Source organism: Streptomyces sp. B3I8, from assembly GCF_030816915.1.
GTDB lineage: Bacteria > Actinomycetota > Actinomycetes > Streptomycetales > Streptomycetaceae > Streptomyces.
Window position 1 is genome coordinate 4,162,678 of record NZ_JAUSYN010000002.1, and the last position, 16,405, is coordinate 4,179,082.

Consider the following 16,405-nt stretch of genomic DNA (forward strand, 5'->3'; position numbering starts at 1 on the left):
GTGAAGAGTGACTGGGCGGCTGCGTACCGTGACTGTCGGCGGGTTGTCCGGTGCTGTCCGGACCGTCGGCACCGTTGCTACGGGTAGGGCGTCGCGGTACGACGCGGGACTACGGAGGAGCGCGGCATGTCGGTGGACGGCGAGGCGGTACGGACGAGGCCGGAGACGGACGGGGCGGACGAGCCGGGGTGGGAGGTGGACCCCGACGACGAGTGGGGCGTAGCCGTGATCACCACGGTGGGGCGGCAGTTGAAGCTGCGGAGGGAGGCGGCGGGGCTCCGCGCCGCCGAGTTCGGGGCGGCGATCGGGTACGGGGAGGACCTGGTCTACAAGGTGGAGGGCGGGAAACGGATCCCCCGGCAGGACTACCTCGTCAGGGCCGACGAGGTCCTGGACGCGGGTGGGCTCATCGCGGCGACGTGGGCGGACGTGAGGAAGGTCCGGTATCCGAAGCGAGTTCGGGAACTGGCCAAGTTGGAGGCCCAGGCGGTAGAGATCGGCATCTACGAGAGCAACGGCATCAACGGCCTTCTGCAGGTCGCCGACCATGCAAGGGCCTTGTTCAAGGCCATGCAGCCTCCGTACTCCCCGGACGAGGTGGAGCGGATGGTGGCCGCGCGAGTGGCTCGTGCTTCGGTCTTCGACCGTTCACCCGCGCCTGCCCTCAGTTGGGTCCTGGAAGAGGCGGCCCTACGGCGGCCTATCGGGGGCACAATGGTGTGGCGCCAGCAGCTCGAACGCCTGTCGGAGGTGGGGCAGTTGCACAACGTCGTACTTCAAGTGATGCCGTTGAACTGCGAGACGCACTCCGGCATGGACGGCAAGATCGAGCTTCTGAAGTTCGCGGACGGATCAGCGGTGGGCCGCTCCGATGGCGCGTTCAACGGCCGGCCGACCTCGGAACCCAAACACCTGCGCATCCTTGAGCTGCGGTATGGCACCATCCGGGCTCAGGCGCTCTCGCCACGGGAGTCGCTGACCTTCATCGAGCAACTGCTGGGAGAAACATGATCCGCAAGCCCACTGCCGGGGACGCCTCCGAGCTGGCGTGGTTCAAGAGCAGCTACAGCAGCGGCAACGACGGCAACTCCTGCGTGGAGCTTGCCGTCACCCCCGGCACCGTGCATGTCCGCGACTCGAAGAACGTGGAGGGTCCCCGGCTGGAGCTCGGGCCCGGCACCTGGGCCCACTTCGTGGCGTACGCCTCGGAAGGCTGACCCCTCAACGGCAGCGTGCCCCACCCCTGGTCGGCGCCGGGTGCGGGGCGCGAACGCGTGGCCGACGCGATGCTCGCCCAGGGAGTCATCCAGGGTCCGGGGCGGTCGGCCGGAGTCCGGGTCTCGGCCGCCGCCTCATACCTTGCGCGCCGGGGACCCCGGGCCGTCGGACGACGACGGGTCCGGTGTCGGGTTGGGCTGCCAGAGCCAGGGGCGGCCCTCCGGGGTCAGGCCCGCCGCCACCGGGCCGCGGCGGCGGGAGCTGTGCAGTACGAAGCCGTCCAGGGAGTCCGTCGTGGACGTGGCGTGCTTGCCGGTGGTGCGGTGGACGAGGCGGAGCCGGCCGTCGAGCCCGCGGCCCAGCAGGTGGGTGCCTGCCGCGGTGACGGGGCCGTAGCCCGGGAAGGACACCGCTGCGCCCGTGGGGGCGAGGAGCGTGGGGGAGGCGGGCGGACGGTAGTACAGGTGTCCGTCCGCCACGGCTATCGCGCCGGCCGGGACCGCCGGTCCGCTCTGGACGCCGGGGACGGGGGAGGGGCCCTGCGGGGTCCAGTGGTGCACGGCGTCGCGGCCGGGCGCGTACACGTGCACCTGGCCGTCCGCCCCGACCACCGCGGTCAGCCCGTCCTGCACCGGCCCGCCGCCGAGGTTCCGCCACGGCGACCAGGCCCCGCCGGTCTCCCTGACCCGGGTGCTGATGCCCTGGTCGGCGTTGCGCACGAAGAGGTGGACGCGGCCGTCGGGCGCGGTGACCGCGACGGGGACGCCGATGCGCCGGCCCCGGTTCGCGTCGGCGCCCTCGGGGTTGCCGAGCCCGGTCCACGCCCTGAAGGCGCCGCCCGGCGCGCGCTGCTCCAGCAGCACGATCTCCCGGGTGTCGGACCCGCCGAGCCCTACGACGGACGCGAACCGCAGCGCCAGGAGCAGCAGCCGGCCGTCGTCCAGCACCGCCGAACCGAGCGCCGGCGCGAGCGGGCCGCCGCCGAGGTCGGACGGCTCGCCGAACGTCCCGTCCGCCCCCTCCTGCCAGCGCACCGCCCGCATGCCGAGCACCCCGTACGCGGTCAGCCGCCCGCCCGCCGCCTCGGTCAGCGCGAGCCGGGGGCCGGGGTGACGGTAGTGCGTGGAGCGCACCCAGCGCTTGCGGTTGCGCAGCGGCCGGTCGCCGCCGACGTTGTAGTCGCCGCAGCCGGCGGGGTTGCCGCACTTCCACTCGGGGGAGCCGCCGTACGGCACCAGGTGCGCGGCCTTGGCGTCCAGGACCGCGGGCGGAAGGTTGTCCGGCCAGTGGTGGTTGTAGTAGCCGCGGTAGGCGACGGTGGTGAACTCCGGCGGACCGTCGGGCCCGGCCGTCCGCGCCCAGCGGGCCAGCGCGGCCCAGGTGAAGGAGGCGACGGCGGTGTGGTCGGCGTGGTCGGAGTAGCCGGGCTGCTCGCTGTCGCGGATGCGGGTGATCCGGTCGCTGAGCTGGATGTCCGGGTCGGGGTCCAGGGTGTGCACCAGGGTGGGGCGGTAGTGCGCGAACAGCCCGACGAGGACGTCGAGGAGGTCGTCGTGGTCGTACGAGCGCACCCGCCGCACCGGTGAGCCGTCGGCGACGACGGTGGTCAGCCGCAGCCCGGTCTGCCGCCACAGCGCGGGCACGCCCATGCGCCGGAAGGGCGTGTGCATGGCGAGGTCGAGATGGACGAGTTCGACGCGGCGGCCCTGGTGTTCGAGGGTGTTCAGCTCGGCCTGGTGCCCGCCCGGCAGGGTGAGGGAGGATTCCTCCCATCGAGTGAAGACGGGGAGCCCGAGCTGGGTGGCGTAGCTCTGCCGAAGGCCCTGGTGGCGGGCGGAGGAGTAGGCGGCCTTGTCGGCGGGCGGGTGTGGGCGCCCGGGAACCTTGTTGACGCCGTCGGCCTCGCCCGCGGTGACGTACACGCAGACCAGCGGGGCGCCGGCGGCCATCGCGTACTGGGTGTCCGGGTTCATGAAGTACAGGTCGTCGTCCGGATGCGCGAGGACCTGCATCACCAGGGCACGCCGGCCCTGCACGGCGGGGCGCCCCGTGACGGGGGCGGACCCGGCGGTGGGTGCCTTGGCGGAGGTGCCGCCGACCCGGGAGAGGCCGTACCCGACGACGGCCCCGCCCAGCCCCACCGCACCACCGACGAGCACGGCCCGCCGGGCCGCCCCCGACCTGCCCGTTCCCGGGGTGCCGAGGCCGGCGGTGTCGATACCGGGGGTGCCGGTACCGGTGCCCGCACTGTCCTCCGTGCGTCGTTTCGCCCTGTCTGCCCACGCAGCCCGGGCATGCCTGAACCGCATGCTCCACACTCCGATCGCCGCCTTGCAGCGGTCGGGTGCGCTGCGGTGCTCCGTGATCCTCGGGCCGTACGGATCCCGTCGCGCCCTGCGCGCCGGTCCGTGCGGCCTCCGAATGAAGAGAGGGGAGCGAGGCGGCGAGGGTTCCCCGGGGGGACGCCTTCCGTTCACCCGGGGGCGTGATGTCGATCACCGCGGGAGGGGGCACGAACGACCGACGGCCGCCGTACGCAGGGCAGTTGCCCTGCGTACGGCGGCCGTCGATACCGCTCGGTGACGTGCCGTCAGTGCGCGCCCGCGCCGGCCGGGGCGCCGCGGCCCTGGGGGCGGGCGGTGACCAGGACGCCCGAGGCCACGGCGGCGATCAGCATGGCCGCCACGCCCCACCAGATGGCGTGGGTGTAGCCGTGCACGATGCCCTCGCGCACCACCTGCGCCTTGCGCGAGGGATCGGTGAGGTGGCCGCCGATGTACGTCGACGTCGCCGACGTGGCGATCGTGTTCAGCAGCGCGGTGCCGAGCGAACCGCCCACCTGCTGCGAGGTGTTGACCATCGCGGAGGTCACGCCCGCGTCCTGCGGACGGACGCCGTGGGTCGCGGTGGAGAAGACCGGCATGAAGGTCAGGCCCATGCCGAGCCCGAGCAGCAGTTCGGCCGGGAGGATGTGCGTGGCGTACGAGGAGTCGACGCCGAGCTGGGTCAGCACCAGGAGCCCCGAGGCCGCGAGCAGCATGCCGGGCACCATCAGCGCACGGGCCGGCACGCGCGGCAGCAGCCGGGCGGAGATCTGGGTGGAGCCGGTGATGATCGCCGCGGACATCGGCAGGAACGCCAGACCGCTCCTGACCGGGGAGTACCCGAGGATGCCCTGGAGGTAGTAGGTCATGAACAGGAACAGACCGAACATGCCGATCGTGGCGAGCGCCATCGTCAGGAAGGACCCGGCACGGTTGCGGTCGCTGAGGATGCGCAGCGGCAGCAGCGGGGACTTCGCCTTCGTCTGCCAGAAAACGAACGCCACGAGCAGCGCCAGGCCGCCGAAGAGCAGGGTCAGCACCAGGGCGTCGCTCCAGCCGCGCGGCTGGGCCTCGGAGAAGCCGTAGACGACGGCGACCAGGCCGCCGCAGCCGAGGATGACGCCGGGCACGTCCAGCTTGGCCTCGCTGTGGCCGGGGCGGTCGTGCAGCAGGACGACCGCGCCGATCACCGCGACGATCGCGATCGGGATGTTGACGTACAGGCACCAGCGCCAGTTCGCGTACGAGGTGAGCACGCCGCCCAGCAGCAGGCCGAGCGCGGCGCCCGCGCCGGCGATGGCGCCGTAGATGCCGAACGCCTTGCCGCGCTCGCGCGGGTCGGTGAACGTCGTGGTCATCAGGGACAGCGCGGAGGGCGCGAGGACGGCGCCGAACACGCCCTGCAGGGCGCGCGCGGCGAAGAGCATGCCGGGGCTGCCGGCCGCGCCGCCGATGCCGGAGGCGACGGCGAAGCCGATCAGGCCGAAGATGAAGGTGCGCTTGCGGCCGACACGGTCGGCGACGCGGCCGCCGAGCAGCAGCAGACCGCCGAAGGCGAGGGTGTAGGCGGTGATGACCCACTGGCGGTTGCCGTCGGTCATGCCCAGCGCCTTCTGCGCGGACGGCAGCGCGATGTTCACGATGGTCGCGTCGAGGACGACCATCAGCTGGGCCAGCGCGATGATCACCAGACCCCACCAGCGACGGGGGTCCGGTGCCTCGACGGCGGTGCCGGAGGGGGGTGCCGGGGCCGTGCGTACGGCCTCGGCGGGCGAGGAGTCGCTCATTCGCGGGGTGTCGCTTCCTTGGATTCGTGAGGGTCGTCGCTCGGGCTCCCGGCCCGGACCGTCACTTGCGCGGATCGTCAGTGACGCTGATCGTCAGGTGCCAGGATACGCTACCTCCATGACGGGCGCGTATCTCCCCGGTGACCTCTCCGGTGACCTCTCCGCGAGGCTGGGTTATCTGTTCAAGCACGCCTATTTCCGGCTCAGCGAACGGATGACGGCGGCGCTGGAGCCCTACGGGATGAACCCGCGCGAGCTCGGCGTGCTCTCGTCGATCGAGGGGGACGGCCAGGAGTGGTCGCAGATGGAGCTCGCGGGACGGCTCGGGGTGGACCGCACGACGATGGTGGCGATCATCGACGCGCTGGAGGACAAGGGGTTCGTCGAACGGCGCCGCAGCGAGCGCGACCGGCGGCGCAACGTCGTCATGCTGACGGAGGAGGGGGCGCGGTGCCGTCGCGCCGCGGACGAGGCGCGGCTGGACGTCGAACGGGAGTTCCTGGCCCCACTGGACGCGGAGACGGCCGCCGTGCTGACCGGCGCGCTGCGCACCCTGTACGCGGCCCACGGCCGGGGGAACCGCCCGAACTGCCCGCCGCCCGGCCCGTGAAACGCGTCACCACTGACACGTGAACCGTGTCACCGCTCGGCCCCGGCGCGGGCACCGAACCGTGCCTCCGCACGCCGTGCAACCCCCCGTTGGTTTGATCCGCGTCACTCCCGGGGTATTCTCCTGCGCTCAATTGGCGCGCGAAGCGCCCCGTATGGCAGACTAGCGGGGTTGCTCGGTCGAGTGCCGATGCTGCGCGCCTCCCGCCGGGAGGACCGGAAGCGAGTCCCACAGTACTCGTCGTCCCAACTGCCCTCGGGCAGCTCTGGGGCGGACGTACGGGAATCTTCCGGGAAGTGTCAGCGGGGTACCGGCCAGGCGCCCGGTGGGCCTCTCGCCCTCGGTCCGCGGTTCCGGAAGGGCCCGCACTTCCCAGAGCAGGGATGTTCGAACAAGGGACATCTGTGTCAGCGGAAGCGCGACACGCCCGACCGCGTGGGTCGGAGAGCGAGAGGGGGAGCACAAGCCCCCGGGTTCCAGAGCGTTACGAGAGACAGGACTACTGAGTAGCCATGGCGGGACAGAAGATCCGCATCCGGCTCAAGGCCTACGACCACGAGGTCATCGACTCCTCGGCGAAGAAGATCGTCGAGACGGTGACGCGCACTGGTGCGTCGGTCGCGGGCCCGGTGCCGCTGCCCACTGAGAAGAACGTGTACTGCGTCATCAAGTCGCCGCACAAGTACAAGGACTCGCGCGAGCACTTCGAGATGCGCACGCACAAGCGCCTGATCGACATCCTCGACCCGACCCCCAAGACCGTTGACTCTCTGATGCGACTCGACCTCCCGGCCGGTGTCGACATCGAGATCAAGCTCTGAAGGCCGGTGATCTGAAGATGACCAAGCAGATCAAGGGCATCCTGGGCGAGAAGCTCGGCATGACGCAGGTGTGGGACGAGAACAACCGTGTCGTCCCGGTCACCGTCGTCAAGGCCGGTCCCAACGTCGTCACCCAGGTCCGCACGAACGACGCCGACGGCTACGAGTCCGTCCAGATCGCGTTCGGCGACATCGACCCCCGCAAGGTGAACAAGCCCCTCAAGGGCCACTTCGCCAAGGCGGACGTCACCCCCCGCCGTCACCTCGTCGAGATCCGCACGGCCGACGCCGCCGAGTACACGCTCGGCCAGGAAGTCACCGCCGAGGTCTTCGAGTCCGGCGTGAAGGTCGACGTCACCGGCAAGAGCAAGGGCAAGGGCTTCGCCGGTGTCATGAAGCGTCACAACTTCAAGGGCCTCGGCGCCGGTCACGGCACCCAGCGCAAGCACCGCTCGCCGGGCTCCATCGGTGGCTGCGCCACCCCGGGCCGCGTGTTCAAGGGCCTCCGCATGGCGGGCCGCATGGGCAACGAGCGGGTCACCACCCAGAACCTGACCGTCCACGCCGTTGACGCGGAGAAGGGTCTGCTGCTCATCAAGGGCGCGGTTCCCGGTCCGAACGGCGGCCTCGTCCTGGTCCGCACCGCGGCCAAGGGGGCCTGAGGAACCGATGAGCACTGTTGACATCCTTTCGCCTGCCGGCGAGAAGACCGGTAGCGTCGAGCTCCCCGCGGAGATCTTCGGCGTGGAGAAGATCAGCATCCCGCTGATCCACCAGGTCGTCGTCGCGCAGAACGCCGCTGCCCGCCAGGGCACGCACAAGACCAAGCGTCGCGGCGAGGTCCGCGGTGGCGGCAAGAAGCCGTACCGCCAGAAGGGCACCGGCCGCGCCCGTCAGGGTTCGACCCGTGCGCCGCAGTTCGCCGGCGGTGGCGTCGTCCACGGCCCGCAGCCGCGTGACTACTCGCAGCGGACCCCGAAGAAGATGAAGGCCGCGGCCCTGCGCCACGCCCTCACCGACCGGGCCCGCCACAACCGGATCCACGTCGTCACCGGCGTGATCGAGGGCGAGACCGCCTCCACCAAGGCCGCTCGGACGCTGTTCGGCAAGATCTCGGAGCGCAAGAACCTGCTCCTGGTCATCGACCGCGCCGACGAGGCCGCGTGGCTGTCCGCCCGCAACCTGCCCCAGGTCCACATCCTGGAGCCGGGCCAGCTGAACACGTACGACGTTCTCGTCTCGGACGACGTGGTCTTCACCCAGGCCGCCTTCGAGTCCTTCGTCGCCGGCCCGAACAAGGCCAACGACACCGAAGGGAGCGAGGCCTGATGGCTACGCGTCACCCGTCCATCGCCTCCAAGGCGGCCAAGGCCGCCAAGGCCGCGCGCGTCGCCAAGGCGCGCCGCCACGCCGCCGAGGGCAAGAACACGGTCGAGACCCCGGTCAGCAAGTCGTTCACGGACCCCCGTGACGTGCTGCTGAAGCCGGTCGTCTCCGAGAAGAGCTACGCCCTGCTCGACGACAACAAGTACACGTTCATCGTCGCGCCGGGCAGCAACAAGACCCAGATCAAGCAGGCCGTCGAGGCGGTCTTCGAGGTCAAGGTCACCGGGGTCAACACGATCAACCGGCAGGGCAAGCGCAAGCGCACCCGCACCGGCTTCGGTCAGCGTGCCGGCACCAAGCGCGCGATCGTGACCCTTGCCGAGGGCGACCGTATCGACATCTTCGGCGGTCCGACCTCCTGACGGAGGTTCGGAACGTCCAGATAATCGGAACTTTCCGAGGACTGAGAGACAATGGGTATCCGCAAGTACAAGCCGACGACTCCTGGCCGTCGTGGCGCCAGCGTCGCCGACTTCGTCGAGGTCACGCGGTCCACGCCGGAGAAGTCGCTGGTCCGTCCCCTGCACAGCAAGGGCGGCCGTAACAATTCCGGTCGTGTGACCGTTCGCCACCAGGGTGGCGGACACAAGCGCGCCTACCGCGTGATCGACTTCCGTCGTCACGACAAGGACGGCGTGCCGGCGAAGGTCGCGCACATCGAGTACGACCCCAACCGCACCGCGCGCATCGCGCTGCTGCACTACGCCGACGGTGAGAAGCGCTACATCCTCGCCCCGCGTGGCCTGTCGCAGGGCGACCGCGTCGAGAACGGTCCCGGCGCCGACATCAAGCCGGGCAACAACCTCGCGCTGCGCAACATCCCGGTCGGTACCACGCTGCACGCCATCGAGCTGCGGCCGGGCGGCGGCGCCAAGTTCGCCCGCTCCGCCGGTGCTTCGGTGCAGCTGCTCGCGAAGGAGGGCTCGATGGCCCACCTCCGCATGCCGTCCGGTGAGATCCGCCTGGTCGACCAGCGCTGCCGCGCCACGGTCGGCGAGGTCGGCAACGCCGAGCAGTCGAACATCAACTGGGGCAAGGCCGGACGCAAGCGCTGGCTGGGCGTCCGCCCGACCGTGCGTGGTGTGGTCATGAACCCCGTCGACCACCCGCACGGTGGTGGCGAGGGCCGCACCTCCGGTGGTCGCCACCCGGTGTCCCCGTGGGGCAAGAAGGAAGGTCGTACTCGTTCGCCCAAGAAGGCGTCGAACAAGTACATCGTCCGCCGCCGCAAGACGAACAAGAAGCGCTAGGAGCGGGTTCAGATGCCGCGCAGTCTCAAGAAGGGGCCCTTCGTCGACGACCACCTCATCAAGAAGGTGGACGTCCAGAACGAAGCGGGTTCCAAGAACGTCATCAAGACCTGGTCCCGTCGCTCGATGATCGTCCCGGCCATGCTCGGCCACACGATCGCGGTGCACAACGGCAAGACCCACATCCCGGTGTTTGTCACCGAGTCGATGGTCGGCCACAAGCTCGGCGAGTTCTCGCCGACGCGCACCTTCCGGGGTCACGTCAAGGACGACCGGAAGTCGAAGCGCCGCTAACAGCGGGGTGGAATGACCATGACAAACACTGAAGGGACAACCATGGAAGCCAGGGCCCAGGCGCGGTACATCCGCGTCACGCCCATGAAGGCCCGCCGCGTGGTGGACCTCATCCGTGGCATGGACGCCACGGAGGCTCAGGCGGTCCTGCGTTTCGCCCCGCAGGCCGCGAGCGTGCCGGTCGGCAAGGTGCTGGACAGCGCCATCGCCAACGCCGCGCACAACTACGACCACACCGACGCCGACAGCCTCGTCATCTCCGAGGCCTACGTCGACGAGGGTCCGACCCTGAAGCGGTTCCGGCCGCGCGCCCAGGGCCGTGCCTACCGGATCCGCAAGCGGACCAGCCACATCACCGTGGTCGTCAGCAGCAAGGAAGGAACCCGGTAATGGGCCAGAAGGTAAACCCGCACGGGTTCCGGCTCGGCATCACCACCGACTTCAAGTCGCGTTGGTACGCCGATAAGCTGTACAAGGACTACGTCAAGGAAGACGTCGCCATCCGTCGGATGATGACGTCCGGCATGGAGCGCGCCGGCATCTCCAAGGTCGAGATCGAGCGCACCCGTGACCGCGTCCGTGTGGACATCCACACGGCCCGTCCGGGCATCGTCATCGGCCGCCGCGGCGCCGAGGCCGACCGCATCCGCGGTGACCTGGAGAAGCTGACCGGCAAGCAGGTCCAGCTGAACATCCTCGAGGTCAAGAGCCCGGAGACGGACGCTCAGCTGGTGGCCCAGGCCGTCGCCGAGCAGCTGTCCTCCCGCGTCTCCTTCCGTCGCGCCATGCGCAAGAGCATGCAGGGCACGATGAAGGCCGGTGCCAAGGGCATCAAGATCCAGTGCGGTGGCCGCCTCGGCGGCGCCGAGATGTCCCGCTCGGAGTTCTACCGCGAGGGCCGTGTGCCCCTGCACACGCTCCGCGCGAACGTGGACTACGGCTTCTTCGAGGCCAAGACGACCTTCGGCCGCATCGGTGTGAAGGTCTGGATCTACAAGGGCGACGTCAAGAACATCGCCGAGGTCCGCGCCGAGAACGCGGCCGCCCGCGCCGGCAACCGCCCGGCCCGCGGCGGTGCCGACCGTCCGGCCCGCGGTGGCCGCGGTGGCGAGCGTGGCGGTCGCGGCCGCAAGCCGCAGCAGCAGTCCGCGCCGGCTGCCGAGGCCCCCAAGGCCGACGCTCCCGCCGCCGCTGCCGCTCCGGCTGAGAGCACCGGAACGGAGGCCTGACCGACATGCTGATCCCCCGTAGGGTCAAGCACCGCAAGCAGCACCACCCGAAGCGCCGTGGTCAGGCCAAGGGCGGTACTACGGTTTCGTTCGGCGAGTACGGCATTCAGGCCCTCACGCCGGCGTACGTGACCAACCGCCAGATCGAGGCGGCCCGTATCGCGATGACCCGCCACATCAAGCGTGGCGGCAAGGTCTGGATCAACATCTACCCGGACCGCCCGCTCACGAAGAAGCCGGCCGAGACCCGCATGGGTTCCGGTAAGGGTTCGCCGGAGTGGTGGATCGCGAACGTGCACCCGGGTCGGGTCATGTTCGAGCTGTCCTACCCCAACGAGAAGATCGCCCGTGAGGCGCTGACTCGTGCGGCCCACAAGCTGCCGATGAAGTGCCGGATCGTCAAGCGCGAGGCAGGTGAAGCGTGATGTCGGCCGGTACCAAGGCGTCCGAGCTGCGCGAACTGGGTGACGAGGAGCTTCTGGCGAAGCTCCGCGAAGCCAAGGAAGAGCTGTTCAACCTCCGCTTCCAGGCGGCGACCGGTCAGCTCGAGAACCACGGTCGGCTGAAGGCCGTCCGGAAGGACATCGCGCGGATCTACACCCTGATGCGTGAGCGCGAGCTGGGCATCGAGACGGTGGAGAGCGCCTGATGAGTGAGAGCAACGTGACTGAGCAGACTGCAGAGGCCCGCGGCTTCCGCAAGACCCGCGAGGGTCTCGTCGTCAGCGACAAGATGGACAAGACCGTCGTCGTCGCTGTCGAGGACCGCGTCAAGCACGCGCTGTACGGCAAGGTCATCCGCCGTACCAACAAGCTCAAGGCGCACGACGAGCAGAACGCCGCGGGTGTCGGCGACCGTGTCCTCCTCATGGAGACCCGGCCGCTGTCCGCGACGAAGCGCTGGCGCGTCGTCGAGATCCTCGAGAAGGCGAAGTAATCAAGCGGGGGACACCTCCCCCGCTGCCCCCCCCGCCGGGGGTTCCGCGCCCGGACCCCCTGAGGGCCCGGGAGCACGAACCCCCGGCGCGGGTCGCCCGCCTGAGAGGCACAAGTAATTCCTGCGGGAGCAGCCCGCAGGACGGTTCCGCCAGGCTCGCAGGGCCGCCACACACGGCGCCCCGCGGGAACCGGCAGACAATCAGGAGATAGACGTGATCCAGCAGGAGTCGCGACTGCGCGTCGCCGACAACACGGGTGCGAAGGAAATTCTCACCATCCGTGTGCTCGGTGGCTCCGGTCGCCGCTACGCGGGCATCGGTGACGTCATCGTCGCCACCGTCAAGGACGCGATCCCCGGTGGCAACGTGAAGAAGGGTGACGTCGTCAAGGCGGTCATCGTTCGCACCGTCAAGGAGCGCCGCCGTCCGGACGGCTCGTACATCCGCTTCGACGAGAACGCCGCCGTCATTCTGAAGAACGACGGCGACCCTCGCGGCACCCGTATCTTCGGCCCCGTCGGCCGTGAGCTGCGCGAGAAGAAGTTCATGAAGATCATCTCCCTCGCGCCGGAGGTGCTGTGAGCATGAAGATCAAGAAGGGCGACCTGGTCCAGGTCATCACCGGTAAGGACAAGGGCAAGCAGGGCAAGGTCATCGCGGCCTTCCCCCGCGAGGACCGCGTCCTGGTCGAGGGTGTCAACCGGGTCAAGAAGCACACCAAGGCCGGCCCGACCGCCAGCGGCTCGCAGGCCGGCGGCATCGTGACCACCGAGGCCCCCGTCCACGTCTCCAACGTCCAGCTGGTCGTGGAGAAGGACGGCAACAAGGTCGTCACGCGCGTCGGTTACCGCTTCGACGAGGACGGCAACAAGATCCGCGTTGCCAAGCGGACGGGTGAGGACATCTGATGGCTACCACCACGACTCCGCGTCTCAAGACGAAGTACCGCGAGGAGATCGCGGGCAAGCTGCGTGACGAGTTCAAGTACGAGAACGTCATGCAGATCCCCGGTCTCGTCAAGATCGTGGTCAACATGGGTGTCGGCGACGCCGCCCGTGACTCCAAGCTCATGGACGGTGCCGTCCGTGACCTGACCACCATCACCGGTCAGAAGCCGGCCGTCACCAAGGCCCGCAAGTCCATCGCGCAGTTCAAGCTGCGCGAGGGTCAGCCGATCGGCGCCCACGTCACGCTCCGTGGCGACCGCATGTGGGAGTTCCTGGACCGCACCCTGTCGCTCGCGCTGCCGCGCATCCGCGACTTCCGCGGTCTGTCCCCCAAGCAGTTCGACGGCCGGGGCAACTACACCTTCGGTCTCACGGAGCAGGTCATGTTCCACGAGATCGACCAGGACAAGATCGACCGCACCCGGGGTATGGACATCACCGTGGTGACCACGGCGACCAACGACGCCGAGGGCCGCGCGCTCCTCCGTCACCTCGGCTTCCCCTTCAAGGAGGCGTGAGCGAGATGGCGAAGAAGGCTCTGATCGCGAAGGCTGCCCGCAAGCCCAAGTTCGGCGTGCGCGCCTACACCCGCTGCCAGCGCTGTGGGCGTCCGCACTCCGTCTACCGCAAGTTCGGCCTGTGCCGTGTGTGCCTCCGTGAGATGGCTCACCGCGGCGAGCTGCCGGGCGTGACCAAGAGCTCCTGGTAAAACCCCACTTGGGGTGCACCAGGGCTCTCGGTAAGCAACTGGGGTCGGCAGGAGGCCCGCCCCGCATGCCGTAGGCTTGCGGGGTTGGGCGCCTGCCGTGCCCTTGTACGTACGCGGGTCCACCCGCCAATGAATGCTTACTACGCCGTAGGTCCACCGCGCCGCACCCGTCCCGTCTCGGATCGGGGAGAGGGATGGCGCACCAGGAAACCCCGGCGAGAGAGGCCGAAGGCCAATTCATGACCATGACTGATCCGATCGCAGACATGCTCACGCGTCTGCGTAACGCGAACTCGGCGTACCACGACTCCGTGGGGATGCCGGCATCGAAGATCAAGTCTCACATCGCGGAGATCCTCCAGCAGGAGGGCTTCATCACGGGCTGGAAGGTCGAGGACGCCGAGGTCGGCAAGAACCTCGTCCTGGAGCTGAAGTTCGGCCCCAACCGTGAGCGCTCCATCGCGGGCATCAAGCGGATCTCCAAGCCCGGTCTCCGGGTGTACGCGAAGTCCACCAACCTGCCGAAGGTGCTGGGCGGCCTGGGCGTGGCGATCATCTCCACGTCGCATGGGCTCCTCACCGACAAGCAGGCCGGCAAGAAGGGCGTGGGTGGGGAAGTCCTCGCCTACGTCTGGTAGCGGAAGGGAACGGAGGAAACAGCTATGTCGCGCATCGGCAAGCTCCCCATCGCGGTTCCCGCCGGCGTGGACGTCACCATCGACGGCCGTCAGGTGCAGGTGAAGGGGCCCAAGGGCACCCTGTCGCACACCATTGCGGCGCCGATCGAGATCGCTAAGGGCGAGGACGGCGTGCTCAGCGTCACCCGCCCGAACGACGAGCGTCAGAACAAGGCCCTGCACGGCCTGTCCCGCACGCTGGTGGCGAACATGATCACCGGCGTGACCCAGGGTTACGTGAAGAAGCTCGAGATCAGCGGTGTCGGTTACCGCGTGACGGCCAAGGGTTCGAACCTCGAGTTCGCGCTCGGCTACAGCCACCCGATCACCGTCGAGGCACCCGAGGGCATCACCTTCAAGGTGGAGGCCCCCACCCGCTTCTCGGTCGAGGGCATCGACAAGCAGAAGGTGGGCGAGGTCGCGGCGAACATCCGCAAGCTGCGCAAGCCCGACCCGTACAAGGCCAAGGGTGTCAAGTACGAGGGTGAAGTCATCCGCCGCAAGGTCGGAAAGGCGGGTAAGTAAGCCATGGCATACGGGCAGAAGATCGCCAAGGGCGATGCCTACAAGCGCACCGCCATCAAGCGGCGGCACATCCGGATCCGCAAGAAGGTCTCCGGTACGGCCGAGCGCCCCCGCCTGGTCGTGACCCGCTCCAACCGTCACATCGTGGCGCAGGTGATCGACGACCTCAAGGGGCACACCCTGGCGTCGGCGTCCACCCTGGACACGTCGATCCGCGGCGGCGAGGGCGACAAGTCCGCGCTGGCCAAGCAGGTCGGCGCCCTGGTCGCGGAGCGCGCCAAGGCCGCCGGTGTCGAAGCCGTCGTGTTCGACCGTGGTGGCAACCAGTACGCCGGGCGCATCGCCGCCCTGGCGGACGCCGCCCGCGAAGCCGGTCTGAAGTTCTGATCCGGTTCCGTATCGCTAGCGGAAACAGAGAGAGGTAATTCCAATGGCTGGACCCCAGCGCCGCGGTGGCGGTGCCGGTGGCGGCGAGCGGCGGGACCGGAAGGGCCGTGACGGCGGAGCATCCGCCGCCGAGAAGACCGCGTACGTCGAGCGCGTCGTCGCGATCAACCGTGTCGCCAAGGTCGTGAAGGGTGGTCGTCGCTTCAGCTTCACCGCGCTGGTCGTGGTGGGCGACGGTGACGGCACCGTGGGCGTCGGATACGGCAAGGCCAAGGAGGTGCCGGCCGCCATCGCCAAGGGTGTTGAGGAGGCCAAGAAGCACTTCTTCAAGGTCCCCCGCATCCAGGGCACCATCCCTCACCCCATCCAGGGTGAGAAGGCTGCCGGCGTCGTGCTGCTCAAGCCCGCGTCCCCCGGTACCGGCGTCATCGCCGGTGGCCCGGTGCGCGCCGTGCTCGAGTGCGCCGGTATCCACGACATCCTGTCGAAGTCGCTCGGCTCCGACAACCAGATCAACATCGTGCACGCGACCGTGGCGGCCCTCAAGGGCCTGCAGCGTCCCGAGGAGGTCGCGGCCCGCCGCGGTCTGCCGCTCGAGGACGTCGCTCCCGCCGCCCTGCTGCGTGCGCGTGCCGGGGCAGGTGCGTAATCATGGCGCAGCTCAAGATCACGCAGGTCAAGTCCTACATCGGCAGCAAGCAGAACCATCGCGACACCCTGCGTTCCCTTGGTCTCAAGGGCATCAACACGCAGGTCGTCAAGGAGGACCGTCCCGAGTTCCGCGGCATGGTGCACACCGTCCGCCACCTCGTGTCGGTCGAGGAGGTCGACTGATCATGGCGGAGAACAACCCGCTCAAGATCCACAACCTCCGTCCGGCCCCGGGCGCCAAGACCGCCAAGACCCGTGTGGGTCGTGGTGAGGCGTCGAAGGGCAAGACGGCCGGTCGTGGTACCAAGGGCACCAAGGCCCGTTACCAGGTTCCGGAGCGCTTCGAGGGCGGGCAGATGCCCCTCCACATGCGTCTTCCGAAGCTCAAGGGCTTCAAGAACCCGTTCAAGACCGAGTACCAGGTCGTGAACCTCGACAAGCTGGCCGAGCTGTACCCCGAGGGTGGCGAGGTCACCGTCGAGGGCCTGGTGGCCAAGGGTGCCGTTCGCAAGAACAGCCTCGTCAAGGTCCTCGGCCAGGGCGAGGTCTCCGTGGCGCTGCAGGTGACGGTCGACGCCGTCTCCGGCTCCGCCAAGGAGAAGATCGCCGCCGCCGGCGGCACGGTCACCGAGCTCGTCTGACCCTGTCGGGCG

The 16,405-nt window shown here is 69.2% G+C and carries 26 protein-coding genes; 24 read left to right on the forward strand and 2 right to left on the reverse strand.

Translation table 11 applies throughout. The annotated features are described in order from the left end of the window. The first annotated feature begins 126 nt into the window (after window positions 1-126). Window positions 127-1,011: a helix-turn-helix transcriptional regulator gene (locus QFZ64_RS20650; protein WP_307067870.1), complete on the forward strand. Its 885-nt coding sequence runs from the start codon at window positions 127-129 to the stop codon at window positions 1,009-1,011. Next, entirely contained in the window at window positions 1,008-1,217 is a 210-nt protein-coding gene (locus QFZ64_RS20655) for a DUF397 domain-containing protein (RefSeq protein WP_307067871.1), read from the forward strand. The genes QFZ64_RS20650 and QFZ64_RS20655 overlap by 4 nt, the downstream gene beginning before the upstream one ends. A gap of 135 nt (window positions 1,218-1,352) precedes the next feature. Here the strand turns inward: QFZ64_RS20655 and QFZ64_RS20660 are convergent, their stop codons facing one another. Both QFZ64_RS20660 and QFZ64_RS20665 read right to left on the reverse strand, forming a co-directional pair. Further along, the gene (locus QFZ64_RS20660) at window positions 1,353-3,527 is read right to left on the reverse strand and encodes a PIG-L family deacetylase (RefSeq protein ID WP_307067873.1); all 2,175 of its coding nucleotides are present in this window, start codon (window positions 3,525-3,527) and stop codon (window positions 1,353-1,355) included. Between the two features lie 281 nt (window positions 3,528-3,808). Next, complete coding sequence (locus tag QFZ64_RS20665) at window positions 3,809-5,329, reverse strand: MFS transporter (RefSeq protein ID WP_307067875.1); 1,521 nt, start codon at window positions 5,327-5,329, stop codon at window positions 3,809-3,811. Window positions 5,330-5,447: 118 nt separating this feature from the next. On the opposite strand from QFZ64_RS20665, the gene QFZ64_RS20670 reads away from it, so the two are divergent. From QFZ64_RS20670 to rplO, 22 genes are all read left to right on the forward strand, one after another. Continuing rightward, window positions 5,448-5,939 (forward strand): MarR family winged helix-turn-helix transcriptional regulator, encoded by a 492-nt coding sequence (locus QFZ64_RS20670; RefSeq protein ID WP_307067877.1) that lies wholly within the window; start codon window positions 5,448-5,450, stop codon window positions 5,937-5,939. Between the two features lie 512 nt (window positions 5,940-6,451). Then, on the forward strand, window positions 6,452-6,760 hold the full coding sequence (gene rpsJ / locus QFZ64_RS20675; RefSeq protein ID WP_003948644.1) for a 30S ribosomal protein S10: 309 nt from the start codon (window positions 6,452-6,454) through the stop codon (window positions 6,758-6,760). 17 nt (window positions 6,761-6,777) lie between these two features. Continuing rightward, entirely contained in the window at window positions 6,778-7,422 is a 645-nt protein-coding gene (gene rplC, locus QFZ64_RS20680; protein ID WP_006140912.1) for a 50S ribosomal protein L3, read from the forward strand. A 7-nt stretch (window positions 7,423-7,429) separates the two neighbouring features. Next, window positions 7,430-8,089, forward strand: coding sequence for a 50S ribosomal protein L4 (gene rplD / locus QFZ64_RS20685; RefSeq protein ID WP_307067881.1), 660 nt, complete (start codon window positions 7,430-7,432; stop codon window positions 8,087-8,089). Then, window positions 8,089-8,508 (forward strand): 50S ribosomal protein L23, encoded by a 420-nt coding sequence (gene rplW / locus QFZ64_RS20690; RefSeq protein ID WP_307067883.1) that lies wholly within the window; start codon window positions 8,089-8,091, stop codon window positions 8,506-8,508. Before rplD ends, rplW begins: the two co-directional genes overlap by 1 nt. A 51-nt stretch (window positions 8,509-8,559) precedes the next feature. Further along, on the forward strand, window positions 8,560-9,396 hold the full coding sequence (rplB, locus tag QFZ64_RS20695; protein WP_086560683.1) for a 50S ribosomal protein L2: 837 nt from the start codon (window positions 8,560-8,562) through the stop codon (window positions 9,394-9,396). 12 nt (window positions 9,397-9,408) lie between these two features. Beyond that, on the forward strand, window positions 9,409-9,690 hold the full coding sequence (rpsS, locus tag QFZ64_RS20700) for a 30S ribosomal protein S19 (protein ID WP_030619138.1): 282 nt from the start codon (window positions 9,409-9,411) through the stop codon (window positions 9,688-9,690). Window positions 9,691-9,732: 42 nt separating this feature from the next. Next, window positions 9,733-10,080, forward strand: a complete 348-nt coding sequence (gene rplV / locus QFZ64_RS20705; protein ID WP_030619142.1) for a 50S ribosomal protein L22 — start codon at window positions 9,733-9,735, stop codon at window positions 10,078-10,080. Continuing rightward, window positions 10,080-10,919, forward strand: coding sequence for a 30S ribosomal protein S3 (rpsC, locus tag QFZ64_RS20710; protein WP_307067886.1), 840 nt, complete (start codon window positions 10,080-10,082; stop codon window positions 10,917-10,919). The genes rplV and rpsC overlap by 1 nt, the downstream gene beginning before the upstream one ends. Window positions 10,920-10,924: 5 nt before the next feature. Further along, on the forward strand, window positions 10,925-11,344 hold the full coding sequence (gene rplP / locus QFZ64_RS20715) for a 50S ribosomal protein L16 (protein ID WP_006140905.1): 420 nt from the start codon (window positions 10,925-10,927) through the stop codon (window positions 11,342-11,344). After that, window positions 11,344-11,568: a 50S ribosomal protein L29 gene (gene rpmC / locus QFZ64_RS20720; protein WP_003998824.1), complete on the forward strand. Its 225-nt coding sequence runs from the start codon at window positions 11,344-11,346 to the stop codon at window positions 11,566-11,568. Before rplP ends, rpmC begins: the two co-directional genes overlap by 1 nt. Next, window positions 11,568-11,855, forward strand: coding sequence for a 30S ribosomal protein S17 (gene rpsQ, locus QFZ64_RS20725; protein WP_003992363.1), 288 nt, complete (start codon window positions 11,568-11,570; stop codon window positions 11,853-11,855). The genes rpmC and rpsQ overlap by 1 nt, the downstream gene beginning before the upstream one ends. Window positions 11,856-12,069: 214 nt before the next feature. After that, window positions 12,070-12,438, forward strand: a complete 369-nt coding sequence (gene rplN, locus QFZ64_RS20730) for a 50S ribosomal protein L14 (RefSeq protein WP_003974257.1) — start codon at window positions 12,070-12,072, stop codon at window positions 12,436-12,438. Between the two features lie 2 nt (window positions 12,439-12,440). Further along, window positions 12,441-12,764 (forward strand): 50S ribosomal protein L24, encoded by a 324-nt coding sequence (gene rplX / locus QFZ64_RS20735; RefSeq protein ID WP_006140904.1) that lies wholly within the window; start codon window positions 12,441-12,443, stop codon window positions 12,762-12,764. After that, window positions 12,764-13,321: a 50S ribosomal protein L5 gene (gene rplE, locus QFZ64_RS20740; protein ID WP_307067891.1), complete on the forward strand. Its 558-nt coding sequence runs from the start codon at window positions 12,764-12,766 to the stop codon at window positions 13,319-13,321. Before rplX ends, rplE begins: the two co-directional genes overlap by 1 nt. Window positions 13,322-13,326: 5 nt before the next feature. Then, window positions 13,327-13,512 (forward strand): type Z 30S ribosomal protein S14, encoded by a 186-nt coding sequence (locus QFZ64_RS20745; protein WP_003956452.1) that lies wholly within the window; start codon window positions 13,327-13,329, stop codon window positions 13,510-13,512. Between the two features lie 239 nt (window positions 13,513-13,751). Next, window positions 13,752-14,150 (forward strand): 30S ribosomal protein S8, encoded by a 399-nt coding sequence (gene rpsH, locus QFZ64_RS20750; protein ID WP_307067893.1) that lies wholly within the window; start codon window positions 13,752-13,754, stop codon window positions 14,148-14,150. Between the two features lie 24 nt (window positions 14,151-14,174). After that, entirely contained in the window at window positions 14,175-14,714 is a 540-nt protein-coding gene (gene rplF / locus QFZ64_RS20755) for a 50S ribosomal protein L6 (RefSeq protein ID WP_307067895.1), read from the forward strand. 3 nt (window positions 14,715-14,717) lie between these two features. Beyond that, a complete protein-coding gene (gene rplR, locus QFZ64_RS20760) occupies window positions 14,718-15,101 on the forward strand; it encodes a 50S ribosomal protein L18 (protein WP_307067897.1) in 384 nt (127 codons plus the stop codon). Between the two features lie 43 nt (window positions 15,102-15,144). Next, window positions 15,145-15,750, forward strand: coding sequence for a 30S ribosomal protein S5 (gene rpsE / locus QFZ64_RS20765; RefSeq protein ID WP_307067899.1), 606 nt, complete (start codon window positions 15,145-15,147; stop codon window positions 15,748-15,750). Window positions 15,751-15,752: 2 nt separating this feature from the next. Then, on the forward strand, window positions 15,753-15,935 hold the full coding sequence (gene rpmD, locus QFZ64_RS20770) for a 50S ribosomal protein L30 (protein ID WP_006140898.1): 183 nt from the start codon (window positions 15,753-15,755) through the stop codon (window positions 15,933-15,935). A gap of 2 nt (window positions 15,936-15,937) precedes the next feature. Further along, window positions 15,938-16,393 carry a 50S ribosomal protein L15 gene (gene rplO, locus QFZ64_RS20775; protein WP_307067901.1) on the forward strand — a complete coding sequence of 152 codons (456 nt, stop codon included), beginning with the start codon at window positions 15,938-15,940 and terminating at the stop codon, window positions 16,391-16,393. Window positions 16,394-16,405: the final 12 nt, after the last annotated feature.

Coding starts and splice junctions, on each gene's coding strand:
- QFZ64_RS20650 (WP_307067870.1), top strand. CDS start 127: ATGTCGGTGGACGGCGAGGCGGTACGGACGAGGCCGGAGACGGACGGG.
- QFZ64_RS20655 (WP_307067871.1), top strand. CDS start 1,008: ATGATCCGCAAGCCCACTGCCGGGGACGCCTCCGAGCTGGCGTGGTTC.
- QFZ64_RS20660 (WP_307067873.1), bottom strand. CDS start 3,527: ATGCGGTTCAGGCATGCCCGGGCTGCGTGGGCAGACAGGGCGAAACGA.
- QFZ64_RS20665 (WP_307067875.1), bottom strand. CDS start 5,329: ATGAGCGACTCCTCGCCCGCCGAGGCCGTACGCACGGCCCCGGCACCC.
- QFZ64_RS20670 (WP_307067877.1), top strand. CDS start 5,448: ATGACGGGCGCGTATCTCCCCGGTGACCTCTCCGGTGACCTCTCCGCG.
- rpsJ (WP_003948644.1), top strand. CDS start 6,452: ATGGCGGGACAGAAGATCCGCATCCGGCTCAAGGCCTACGACCACGAG.
- rplC (WP_006140912.1), top strand. CDS start 6,778: ATGACCAAGCAGATCAAGGGCATCCTGGGCGAGAAGCTCGGCATGACG.
- rplD (WP_307067881.1), top strand. CDS start 7,430: ATGAGCACTGTTGACATCCTTTCGCCTGCCGGCGAGAAGACCGGTAGC.
- rplW (WP_307067883.1), top strand. CDS start 8,089: ATGGCTACGCGTCACCCGTCCATCGCCTCCAAGGCGGCCAAGGCCGCC.
- rplB (WP_086560683.1), top strand. CDS start 8,560: ATGGGTATCCGCAAGTACAAGCCGACGACTCCTGGCCGTCGTGGCGCC.
- rpsS (WP_030619138.1), top strand. CDS start 9,409: ATGCCGCGCAGTCTCAAGAAGGGGCCCTTCGTCGACGACCACCTCATC.
- rplV (WP_030619142.1), top strand. CDS start 9,733: ATGGAAGCCAGGGCCCAGGCGCGGTACATCCGCGTCACGCCCATGAAG.
- rpsC (WP_307067886.1), top strand. CDS start 10,080: ATGGGCCAGAAGGTAAACCCGCACGGGTTCCGGCTCGGCATCACCACC.
- rplP (WP_006140905.1), top strand. CDS start 10,925: ATGCTGATCCCCCGTAGGGTCAAGCACCGCAAGCAGCACCACCCGAAG.
- rpmC (WP_003998824.1), top strand. CDS start 11,344: ATGTCGGCCGGTACCAAGGCGTCCGAGCTGCGCGAACTGGGTGACGAG.
- rpsQ (WP_003992363.1), top strand. CDS start 11,568: ATGAGTGAGAGCAACGTGACTGAGCAGACTGCAGAGGCCCGCGGCTTC.
- rplX (WP_006140904.1), top strand. CDS start 12,441: ATGAAGATCAAGAAGGGCGACCTGGTCCAGGTCATCACCGGTAAGGAC.
- rplE (WP_307067891.1), top strand. CDS start 12,764: ATGGCTACCACCACGACTCCGCGTCTCAAGACGAAGTACCGCGAGGAG.
- QFZ64_RS20745 (WP_003956452.1), top strand. CDS start 13,327: ATGGCGAAGAAGGCTCTGATCGCGAAGGCTGCCCGCAAGCCCAAGTTC.
- rpsH (WP_307067893.1), top strand. CDS start 13,752: ATGACCATGACTGATCCGATCGCAGACATGCTCACGCGTCTGCGTAAC.
- rplF (WP_307067895.1), top strand. CDS start 14,175: ATGTCGCGCATCGGCAAGCTCCCCATCGCGGTTCCCGCCGGCGTGGAC.
- rplR (WP_307067897.1), top strand. CDS start 14,718: ATGGCATACGGGCAGAAGATCGCCAAGGGCGATGCCTACAAGCGCACC.
- rpsE (WP_307067899.1), top strand. CDS start 15,145: ATGGCTGGACCCCAGCGCCGCGGTGGCGGTGCCGGTGGCGGCGAGCGG.
- rpmD (WP_006140898.1), top strand. CDS start 15,753: ATGGCGCAGCTCAAGATCACGCAGGTCAAGTCCTACATCGGCAGCAAG.
- rplO (WP_307067901.1), top strand. CDS start 15,938: ATGGCGGAGAACAACCCGCTCAAGATCCACAACCTCCGTCCGGCCCCG.